The following is a 9,916-nucleotide window of genomic DNA, read 5'->3' as shown; positions in this document are numbered from 1 at the left end:
GGCGGGCCTCCCCCGCCTCTTCGAAGATCGCGCGGTCGATGTCCAACGCCCCCTCCGTCAGCCGCTCGTAGCGGACGATTTTCTCCAGCGTCAGCCGGTCGGCCAGGAAGCGCGAGGCCGCCAGACGACGCACGTAGTCCTCCTCCGTGAGCCCCCGGCGCGCCAGTTCCTGCCGGTAGGCGGACTCGCCCCCTTCAAGCGTTTCCCGGAGGCGGCGGGCGAGCGCCTCGGCCCGCCGGCGAAGCTCCTGGGACGTGTGCTCGATCCCCAGAGCCGCGCGGCGTTCCTCCACCAGGCGCCAGCGGAGATACTGGTCCACCGCGCCGGCGAGGTCGAGCTCGAGCGCCTTCTCCGCCACTTCGCGCCACGTCAGGGGGCGGCCGTCGCAAAAGGCCACGATCCGGCCGTCCGACGCCCCGCGGGCCGGGCCCGCCGGAGGAAGCGGCTCCGCCGACGGCGCGGCCGCAGGGCCCCCGCAGGCCCCCAGCGCGGCCAGAAAAAGACCGGCGCGTCCCGGACGGAGAGTCCGCATTGGGGGAGGATTATAACACGAGGAGGGCGGGAATCAACGCGATGAGGAAAAGACGAACGCGCCGACCGCCGTTCAGGGCGCGACCCGACGCTCCGTGCGGGGAGCGCCGGGGACGTTCATCTCGCGAAGAACTTCGATGAGCTCGGTGGTGTCCAGGGCGCCCATTTCGAGCATGATCATTCCGATGAGCTTGTGGGGCACCCCCTGGTGGACCAGGTCCCTCTGCCGCGCCAGCGCGTCCTGCACCTGCTGCTCGGTCACGTAGCCTTTCCGCATCGCCACCCGGCCGAAGGGCTCCCGCTCCGGGCGGGCCGACGTCGTTCCGTTCTTGCTCATGGCTCTTCTCTCCTGGAACGCGGCACGCGCTTCATTATAGAGTCCGCCGGGACCGGAGCAATACAAACAGCCCGGAACGGCGAAAAAAACGAGGGACCCCTCACGCGCCTCGCGCAAGCTCGCGCCGGAAGTACTCGATCGTCCGGAGCAGTCCTTCGCGCCGCGGGGTGCGCGGCTCCCACCCGAGCAGCGTTCTGGCCCGGGTGATGTCCGGGCGGCGGCGGCGCGGGTCGTCCTGCGGGAGCGGGCGGTGCACGATCCGGGACCCGGACCCCGTCAGCTCCAGGACCTCCCGCGCCAGCTCGAGGATGGTCACCTCGTCCGGATTGCCCAGGTTGACGGGGTCGGGCTCGCCCGAATCGAGGAGCCTCAGGATCCCGTCCACGAGATCCTCCACGTAGCAGAAGCTGCGCGTCTGCGACCCGTCGCCGAAGACGGTGAGGTCCTCGCCGCGGAGCGCCTGGGCGACGAACGCGCAGACCGCGCGGCCGTCGTCCGCGCGCATGCGGGGCCCGTAGGTGTTGAAGATCCGCGCGATCCGCGTGGAGACCCCGTGGGTCCGGCGGTAGGCCATCGTCATCGCCTCCGCGAAGCGCTTGGCCTCGTCGTACACCCCGCGCGGGCCCACGGGATTGACGTGGCCCCAGTAGTCCTCGCGCTGCGGGCTCACTTCCGGATCGCCGTAGACCTCGCTCGTCGAGGCCAGGAGGAACGCCGCCCCCTTGGCCCGCGCCAGGCCCAGCGCGTGGTGCGTGCCCAGGGCGCCCACCTTGAGCGTGTGGATGGCGTGGCGCAGGTAGTCCGCGGGACTGGCCGGCGAGGCGAAATGAAGGATCGCGTCGAGCGTTCCGGAAAGCTCGATCGGACGCGTCACGTCGTGCCGCACGAAGGAGAAGCGCGGGTGCCCCCGCAGCGACGCGAGATTCTCCTCCCGCCCCGTCAGAAGGTTGTCCATGCAGACGACCTCGTCGCCGCGGGCGACGAGGGCTTCGCAGAGATGGGATCCCAGGAACCCCGCCCCGCCGGTCACCAGAACGCGCATGGCGGAACATCTTAGTACACGCGGCGAGCGCTTGCCGCCAGTATTTTCGAAGGGCCGCCGGCGTGTGGTATATTTTCCGGGACCGCCGACGCCATGATCCTGACCGCGCACCAGCCCAACTACCTGCCGTACCTGGGCTTCTTCGACAAGGTCGCCCGCGCGGATCGTTTTCTCGTCGTGGACAACGTCCAGTTCGTCAAGCGCGGCCCGTTCGGCTGGATGCACCGGAACCGCATCCGCACCAACTCCCCGCGCGGATGGGACTGGCTCTCGGTTCCCGTGCTCACCAAGGGACGCTACACCCAGAAGATCCGGGACGCCGAAATCGATTCCTCCGTCCCCTGGGCCCGCAAACACTGGAGAGCCATCGAGTGGAATTACCGGCGCGCCCCGTATTTCCGGGAGTACGCGGAGCCCCTCCGCGAGCTCTACGCGCGCCCGTGGAAGTGGTTCTGCGAGCTCACCTGCGCCTTCCTGGAGGCGCTGTTCGAGTTCTTCGGACTGCGGCGGCCGCTCGAGCGGACCTCGGATCTGGGGATCGAAGGCCAGTCCACCGAACTCATCCTGGCCATGTGCCGCGCCGCGGGCGCGGACGCCTACCTCTCCGGCGTCCACGGGCGGGACTATCTCGATCCGGAAGCCTTCGCCCGCGCCGGCGTGCGGCTGATCTTCCAGGAGTTCCGCTGCCCCGTGTATCCGCAGTGCTGGCCGGGCGACTTCGTCCCGGACCTCTCGGCGATCGATCTGCTTTTCAACTGCGGCCCCCGGAGCCGCCAGGTGCTGGCCGGTGATCGCGCAGCTTAACTACCCCCAGCTCTGGATGCTCGTCCTGGCCTGGTTCGTGGCCGACCTGGCGACGCCCCTCGTCATTCACCTGTGCCGGCGGTTCGGCGCCCTGGACCATCCCCACGGACACAAGACCCACCGGGAACCCACTCCGATCCTCGGCGGCCTGGCCGTCTACGCGGCGTTCGCGGCGGGACTTTTTTCCATCCTGCGTTTTCCCGACTACGCGGCCCACACGGACATCCTGGCCATCGTCCTCGGAGGGCTGGGGGTCATGATCCTGGGCATGATCGACAGCTTCCGGCCCTTGTGGGCGCCGGCGAAGCTCGCGGTGCTCGTCCTGGCCACCCTTCTTCTGGCCCGCTTCGGCGTCCGCATCACGCTGACGGGTGTTCCCGCCGCCGATCTGGCCCTCACGGTTCTCTGGGTGGCCGGCGTCGCGAGCGCCATGAATTCGATCGACAACACGGACGGCGCCGCCACGGGCGTCGCGGCCGTGGCGGCGCTCTGGACCCTGTACGTGGCCTGGTACACGGAGCCTTACGGACAGCCGCGCGTCAGCTACGTGGCCGTGGCGCTCCTGGGCGCGTGCCTGGGGTTTCTCCGTTACAACTTCCGGCCGGCCCGCATCTTCCTGGGGGATTCGGGATCGCTTCTCCTCGGGTTCCTCCTGGCCGCGCTCACGGTCCAGGCCGGCTGGGCCCGCGGAGACGCCGTGAAGGCCGTGGCCGTTCCCTGCGCGATCCTCTGCGTGCCGCTCTACGACATCACCCTGACCACGATCCTCCGCGTGCGCCGCGGCATCGTCCGGGGTCCCCTCCAGGCGATCGTCTACTGCGGGCGCGACCATCTGGCCCATCGTCTCATGGCGCTGGGGCTCTCCCCGCGGGAGGCGGTCCTGGTCCTCTATCTTTTCGGAATGGTCGGCGGCGCCCTCGGCGTGATCCTGGCCCGTCCCGAAGTGGGGCCGGGCCTCTATCTCCCGGTCCTGGCCGTGTCCGCGGCGGTTCTCGGAGCGCTCGGCTGGATCCTCGACCGCGCCCCCGTGTACGAGGCGCCCGCCCGCGGCTCCGCCCTGGCCCCTTCCGCCCCCGCCGCCGGGGTCGATGCGTGACGCCATGGCCCGGCGGAAGAGGAAACGCAGGGTCGTCCGGCCGCGCTCGCCCATGCCGCCGCCCTCGCGCGTGATCGACAAGCTCCACGGGCCGCGCAGCGCCCGCAAGCGCGAGCTGCGCCGCCGGCTCGAGGAAGAAGAAGGTTCGACCGGCCCGGCCCCGGCGCTATAATCGCGACCCGGATGGAAAACCGGGTGCTCGGCCGCTGCCGCCTGGTGCGCAAGCTCGGGCAGGGCGGCATGGGCGTCGTCTGGCTGGCCCGCCACGAGACGCTCGACAAGGACGTGGCCGTCAAGGTCCTTCCGGCGGGCTTCGCCGCCGATCCGGAGGCCGTCCAGCGGTTCCTCCGCGAGGCCCGCGCCGCCGCGCGCATCGACCATCCGAACGTGGTCCCCGTTCTCGACGCGGGCTCGGCCGACGGCGTCCACTACATCGTCATGGCCTACGTCGAGGGGACCGATCTTCAGAAGGTTCTGGCCCGCAAGGGAAGGCTGAGCGTGGGGGATGCCCTGGCGATCGCCAAGAAGGTGGCGCAGGCCCTCGGCGCGGCCCACCGCCTGGGCCTCGTGCACCGCGACATCAAGCCGTCCAACATTCTCGTCACGCGCCAGAGCCGGGTGATGGTGACCGACTTCGGCCTGGCCCGCGAGGTCGGCGCCGGCGCCACCGTCACGGCCGCCGACGAGATCGTGGGGACGCCCCAGTTTCTCTCGCCGGAGCAGGCGCGCGGCGAACGAATCGACGGCCGGTCGGACCTCTATTCCCTCGGCGCGACGCTCTACGCGCTCCTGGCGGGACGGCCGCCTTATGGAACGGGCAGCGCCGTCTCGATCGCCCTCAAGCATGCCGATCCGAACGAGCGGCCGGAACCCCTGCGCTCGATCGTCCCGGACGTGCCGGCCGAAGTCGAGAGCCTCGTCGAGAAGCTCATGGCCAAGCGGCCGGAGGACCGGTTCCAGACGGCCGATGAGGTCGTGGCGGCCGTGGACCGGATCAAGCGGGGCGGCGGAGGGACGCTCGTGACGGTGACGGAGGACAAGGTCCTCACGCCGCGGCGGCGCCGGCGGCTCCTCCTGGCGGGGGCGGGCGTGGGGGTGGCGGCGCTGGTGGCGGTGGTCTTTTTCCTCGCGGTCCTGGGACCGGGCCCCGCGGAGCGCGCGTTCCGCGCCGCGGGGGCCGCCCGGACGGAGGCGGAAAGGATTCTCCGCTACAAGGAGGTCGCGCAGCGCTTCCCGGGCACCGAATGGGCCGAGCGGGCCGGGCGCGAAGCGGAGGCGCTGCGCCGGAAGGCTTTAGACCGCGAAATCGAGGAGGCCCTCGCTCCCGCGCCGGGAGGAAAAGGGGCGCCGGGCGCGGCGCTGGCCCGCCTGGACCTCGTCCGGGCGCGCTATCCCGAGAATGCCGCCGAGATCGACCGGCGCGAACGGGACCTCCACCGGGCGCGGCTCCTGGAGCGCACGCGCGACTTCGCCGAGCGCGTCAAGACGCTGCGACGGGGGGAAGGGCATCGGCTCCAGGATTTCGTCAGCCCGGAGGTCCGGCGCAAGGTCGGCGAAGGCGGCGTGGGAGCGTGGCTCGGTTTCGTGGTGGGACTGATTCACGAATGGGCCGGGCGCCCCGAGCGGATCGAAGTGCTCGAAGAGGGGCTCGAGATCGAGAACCGCAAGACGGCCAGCGTCCGGTACCGCGCGGTCCTGTACAACGAACGGCGTCAGGAACGTTTCACGCAGTCCGGACGGGTTCACTGGGTCTGGCAGGAAGGGGACTGGTATCTCGCCGAAAAGGCCGTCGAGGCGGAGAAATAGGGACATGATCTTCGATCGCTTGAGCGTTCTGACGGACGAAGTTTCCGACCGCTTCACGGAAGCGCTGGACTGGGCGGTCCGCCGGGGGTTCCGGCACGTGGAAGTCCGGATGGTGGACGGCGTGAACGTCTCGAACCTGTCGGACGCCGAGGTGGAGCGGGCGGCGCGGGAAGTGCGGTCCCGGGGCCTGGCGGTTTCGGCGATCGCCTCGCCGCTGTTCAAGTGCGCGCTGGATCCCGCGCGGCCCGTCCAGAGCGGCGACCTCTTCGGCAGCCAGGAGGAGGATCTGGCCGCGCACTTCGAGAAGCTTCCGCGCACGATGCGGATCGCCCGGGCGCTCGGCACCCGCCGGATCCGGGTGTTCTCGTTCTGGCGGGAACGGGAGCCCGCGCGCCATTTCGACGAGATCGTCGGGCATCTCCGCCGCGCGGCGCAGGCGGCCGAGCGGGAGGGGATGCTTCTGCTTCAGGAAAACGAGACCGCCTGCAACGGCGGGTACGCCGAGGAGGTCGCCGCGATCGTCCGCGCGGTGGGGAGTCCCGCGATGCGCGTCCTCTGGGATCCGGGCAACGAGACGTACGGGGGGCGCTCGGCGTATCCCGAGGGGTACGCCCACGTCCGGGGGCTGCTGGCGCACGTCCATCTGAAGGACGCGGTCCTCGATCCGGACGGAAAGCCGCGGTGCGTTCCGATCGGCCGGGGACGCACCCCCTTGAGGGATCAGATCCTGGCCCTGGAGCGGGACGGGTACCGCGGGATCTACACGCTCGAGACCCGGTACACGCCGGAAGGGGGAACGCCGATGCAGGGGACGGAGGAGACGCTGGAGGGGCTCCGGCGGCTCCTGGAGGGAGCGCGATGAGCGCGCGCGGGGTGGCCGTCGTCGGAAGCGGATCGATCGCCGAGCAGCATCTGGCCGCGCTGCGGGAGCTTCCGGAGGTGCGGCTGGTGGGGGTTTCCTCGCGCACGGAAGCGCGGGCGCGCGCGGCGGGCGAACGGTTCGGCTGCCGCTGGACGACCGATTACCGCGCGCTTCTGGGCGACCCGGAAGTGGATCTCGTGGACGTCGTCACGAGCAGCGGCTCGCACGCGCGGATCGCGCTGGAGGCCCTGGGGGCCGGGAAGCACGTCCTGGTCGAGAAGCCCATGGCCATGAACGCGTCGGAGGCGCGCCGGATGCTCGAGGAAGCCCGCGCCCGCCGGCGGGTCCTTTCGGTGGTCTCGCAACGGCGCTTCGAGGAGCAGCACGCGGCGGTGCGGCGGGCGCTGGAGGCGGGACTTCTGGGGCGCCTGCTTCTCGTCGAGGCGTCGGTGCCCTACTACCGCACGCAGGCCTACTACGATTCGGCGGACTGGCGCGGCACGATCGCCGAGGACGGCGGAGCGCTCATGAACCAGGGCATCCATTCGGTGGACCTCATGCTGTGGTTCGCGGGGCCGGCGCGGTCGGTGATCGGTCGGACGGCGACGCAGACCCACCGGATGGAGGCGGAAGACCTGGCCCTGGGAATCGTGAGCTTTGAGAGCGGCGCCTGGGGAACCGTGATGGCCACGACGAGCGCGCAGCCGGGATTCGCGCCGGCGCTGCGGCTGTACGGGGAGAAGGGCACGATCTGGCTGGAGGGCGCCTCGATTACGCACTGGACGGTGCCCGGGGCGCCCGAGCCGCCGCGCTCGGGGGGCGAGGCGAGCGCGGGCGTGCGCGACCCCCGGCTGAGCCATCATCGTTTCCATCAGGCGCAGATCCGCGACGTGCTCGAGGCGATCGAACGGGGACGTCCGCCGGCGGTCACCGCGGAGGACGGATTCCGGGCGGTGGCGCTGGTCGAGGCGCTGTACGCGTCGGCGGCTCGGGGAGGGGAGCAAAGGGTGGAGGCTCCGTGATCCGCGGTCGCCACTTCCGCACCGGCCGCTGCATCTCCGTGGGGGTGCGGGACGGCCGCATCGAGTCCGTGCGGGGCGGGTCCGGGGGCCCCTGGGTGGGACCGGGATTCGTGGATCTCCAGGTCAACGGGTATCGGGGCCTGGACTTCAACGCGCTGCCGGTTCCGGAGGACCTTCCCGGGCGCGTTACCCGCGAGCTGTGGCGGGAGGGCGTGACGTCCTACTGCCCGACGATCATTACCGGCAGCCCCGAGGCGATCGAAGAAGCGGTCCGCGCCGTGGCGCGTGCCTGCACGCGGGATCCGGACGCGGCGGCCGGCATCGCGGGGATCCACCTGGAAGGTCCCTTCATCTCCCCGGAGGACGGCCCGCGGGGGGCGCATGATCGGGCTTTCGTCCGCCCGCCGGACTGGAATCTTTTCGAGCGCTGGCAGCGCGCGGCCGAAGGGCGGATCCGGATCGTCACGATGTCTCCCGAATATCCGGGATCCGCGGACTTCATCCGCCGCCTCGCCGCCGCGGGGGTGATCGTCTCGATCGGCCACACGGCGGCCACGCCGGAGCAGATCCGGGAGGCCGCCCGGGCCGGGGCGCGGATGTCCACGCATCTGGGCAACGGCGCCCACCTGACCCTTCCGCGACACCCCAACTATCTGTGGGAACAGCTCGCGCTGGACGATCTGGCGGCGTGCGTCATCGCGGACGGCTTTCATCTGCCGGATTCGGTGCTCAAGGTCGTCCTGCGCGCCAAAGCGGGTCGGGCGATGCTGGTGAGCGACGCGGTGCATCTGGCGGGGCTGGCGCCGGGCGAGTACCGGACGCCCGTGGGCGGCCGGGTCGTCCTGACGCCCGAGGGCCGCCTCCATTTGGCGGACCAGCCGGCGCTTCTGGCGGGATCGGCGCAGATGCTGCGGGCGGGGGTGGAGCACCTGGTGCGGCGCGGGCTGTGCCCTCTGGGCGAGGCCTGGGAGATGGCGTCCACCCGGCCCGCGCAGGTGCTCGGGCTTCCGGCGCACTTGGGGCTCTGGAAGGGGGCCCCGGCGGACGTCGTTCTGCTGGAAGAGCGCGATGGGCGGCTCGAGGTGCGGGAGACCTGGAAGGGGGGCCGCCGGGTTTTCGCGGCGGACTGAGCGGCCCGCCGGCGGCGGGTGTTCCATAGCGGAGGGAAGACCCATGCGGGAGATCGCGCGGCCGCTCTTCGTGCTCGTTCTGGTTTCGTTTGTGGCGTTGCCTTGGGCGGCCGGAACGCCCGTCGAGCGGCGCTGGTACAAGGGGAACACCCATACCCATACGCTCTGGAGCGACGGAGACGCGCCGCCCGAGGTCGCCGCCGACTGGTACAAGTCCCACGGTTATCATTTCCTCGTTCTTTCCGACCACAACGTGGTGCAGGAAGGGGAGGCCTGGAGGAAGATCGGGACAGGCCGGCGGGAACTGGCGCCGGAGCGGCTGCAAAAGCTCGTCGAGCGGTTCGGCGCCGGCGCGGTGACCCTTCGGGACACGGGGGAGATCCGCGAGATCCGCCTCCGCACGCTGGCCGAGCTCCGGGCCGCCTTCGAGGAGAAGGATCAATTCCTCTTCATTCCCGGCGAAGAGATCTCCGACACCTTCGAGAAGCTTCCGATTCATCACAACTCGATGAATCACACGGAGCTGATCCGGCCTCCGGGAGGGACGTCCGTGCAGGACGTGATGGAACGGACGATCCGGGCCGTGGAGGAGGCGGCCCGAAGGAGCGGCAAACCCGTGCTGGTGCACCTCAACCATCCGAATTTCCACTGGGCGATCCGCGCCGAGGACATCGCGCGCGTGAAGGGAGAGCGCTTCTTCGAGGTCTATAACGGCCACCGGGGGGTGCGCAATTACGGGGACGCCGAACATCCGGGGACCGAGGCCATCTGGGACTACGTTCTGACGCGGCGGCTGGCCGAGATCGGGGGAGACGTCCTCTACGCCCTGGCCACGGACGACGCGCACAACTATTACGGGGCTCCGGAGGCGCGGACGTCCACTCCCGGGCGCGGCTGGATCTGGGTGCGCGCGGAAGCGCTGACCCCGGAGGCGATCCTCCGGGCGATGAGCGCCGGGGACTTCTACGCCTCGAGCGGCGTGACGCTGGAGGACGTCGTGGCGGAGCCGCGGCGCCTGAGCGTGCGGATCCGCGCCGAGGAAGGGGTGACCTACGTGACGCGCTTCATCGGGACGCGGATCGTGGAAGGGCGGGCGGGTCCCCCCGGCGAGGTGCTCGCCGAAGCGGAGGGACCGTCGCCCTCGTACGCGTTCCGGGGGGATGAGCTTTACGTGCGGGCCACCGTCGTCTCCAGCCGCCGGCACCCGAACGGCTACGCTCCCGAGGATTTCGAAACCGCCTGGGTGCAGCCGGTGGTCGTCCGGCGTCTGGCGCCGCGGTAGCGGG

General features: G+C 70.8%; 10 protein-coding genes. 7 read left to right on the top strand and 3 right to left on the bottom strand.

All coding sequences use genetic code 11. The features are described from left to right. The 3 genes from VNO22_00510 to VNO22_00500 form a co-directional block, all read right to left on the bottom strand. On the bottom strand, positions 1–532 hold a 532-nt coding region (locus VNO22_00510), incomplete at its 3' end, for a hypothetical protein (GenBank protein ID HXG59829.1). 72 nt (positions 533–604) lie between these two features. Then, on the bottom strand, positions 605–868 hold the full coding sequence (locus VNO22_00505; protein HXG59828.1) for a hypothetical protein: 264 nt from the start codon (positions 866–868) through the stop codon (positions 605–607). Between the two features lie 100 nt (positions 869–968). Continuing rightward, positions 969–1,910, bottom strand: coding sequence for a UDP-glucuronic acid decarboxylase family protein (locus tag VNO22_00500; protein ID HXG59827.1), 942 nt, complete (start codon positions 1,908–1,910; stop codon positions 969–971). Between the two features lie 93 nt (positions 1,911–2,003). Here VNO22_00500 and VNO22_00495 point away from each other — a divergent pair, with 93 nt between their 5' ends. The 7 genes from VNO22_00495 (at position 2,004) to VNO22_00465 (ending at position 9,912) form a co-directional block, all read left to right on the top strand. Further along, on the top strand, positions 2,004–2,714 hold the full coding sequence (locus VNO22_00495; GenBank protein ID HXG59826.1) for a WbqC family protein: 711 nt from the start codon (positions 2,004–2,006) through the stop codon (positions 2,712–2,714). Next, positions 2,698–3,810: an MraY family glycosyltransferase gene (locus tag VNO22_00490; protein ID HXG59825.1), complete on the top strand. Its 1,113-nt coding sequence runs from the start codon at positions 2,698–2,700 to the stop codon at positions 3,808–3,810. The genes VNO22_00495 and VNO22_00490 overlap by 17 nt, the downstream gene beginning before the upstream one ends. A 183-nt stretch (positions 3,811–3,993) precedes the next feature. Next, complete coding sequence (locus tag VNO22_00485; protein HXG59824.1) at positions 3,994–5,616, top strand: serine/threonine-protein kinase; 1,623 nt, start codon at positions 3,994–3,996, stop codon at positions 5,614–5,616. Positions 5,617–5,620: 4 nt separating this feature from the next. Continuing rightward, a complete protein-coding gene (locus VNO22_00480; protein ID HXG59823.1) occupies positions 5,621–6,478 on the top strand; it encodes a sugar phosphate isomerase/epimerase family protein in 858 nt (285 codons plus the stop codon). Then, positions 6,475–7,500: a Gfo/Idh/MocA family oxidoreductase gene (locus tag VNO22_00475; GenBank protein ID HXG59822.1), complete on the top strand. Its 1,026-nt coding sequence runs from the start codon at positions 6,475–6,477 to the stop codon at positions 7,498–7,500. The genes VNO22_00480 and VNO22_00475 overlap by 4 nt, the downstream gene beginning before the upstream one ends. Next, positions 7,497–8,630, top strand: coding sequence for an amidohydrolase family protein (locus VNO22_00470; GenBank protein HXG59821.1), 1,134 nt, complete (start codon positions 7,497–7,499; stop codon positions 8,628–8,630). Before VNO22_00475 ends, VNO22_00470 begins: the two co-directional genes overlap by 4 nt. Before the next feature lie 43 nt (positions 8,631–8,673). Beyond that, the gene (locus VNO22_00465) at positions 8,674–9,912 is read left to right on the top strand and encodes a histidinol-phosphatase (protein ID HXG59820.1); all 1,239 of its coding nucleotides are present in this window, start codon (positions 8,674–8,676) and stop codon (positions 9,910–9,912) included. Positions 9,913–9,916: the final 4 nt, after the last annotated feature.

The organism is Planctomycetota bacterium, assembly GCA_035574235.1.
Classification (GTDB): Bacteria; Planctomycetota; MHYJ01; order MHYJ01; family JACPRB01; genus DATLZA01.
Note: the sequence above shows the minus strand (reverse complement) of the source record. Positions and strands in the feature narration are given on the sequence as shown.

Coding starts and splice junctions, on each gene's coding strand:
- VNO22_00485 (HXG59824.1), top strand. CDS start 3,994: ATGGAAAACCGGGTGCTCGGCCGCTGCCGCCTGGTGCGCAAGCTCGGG.
- VNO22_00480 (HXG59823.1), top strand. CDS start 5,621: ATGATCTTCGATCGCTTGAGCGTTCTGACGGACGAAGTTTCCGACCGC.
- VNO22_00475 (HXG59822.1), top strand. CDS start 6,475: ATGAGCGCGCGCGGGGTGGCCGTCGTCGGAAGCGGATCGATCGCCGAG.
- VNO22_00465 (HXG59820.1), top strand. CDS start 8,674: ATGCGGGAGATCGCGCGGCCGCTCTTCGTGCTCGTTCTGGTTTCGTTT.
- VNO22_00495 (HXG59826.1), top strand. CDS start 2,004: ATGATCCTGACCGCGCACCAGCCCAACTACCTGCCGTACCTGGGCTTC.
- VNO22_00500 (HXG59827.1), bottom strand. CDS start 1,910: ATGCGCGTTCTGGTGACCGGCGGGGCGGGGTTCCTGGGATCCCATCTC.
- VNO22_00505 (HXG59828.1), bottom strand. CDS start 868: ATGAGCAAGAACGGAACGACGTCGGCCCGCCCGGAGCGGGAGCCCTTC.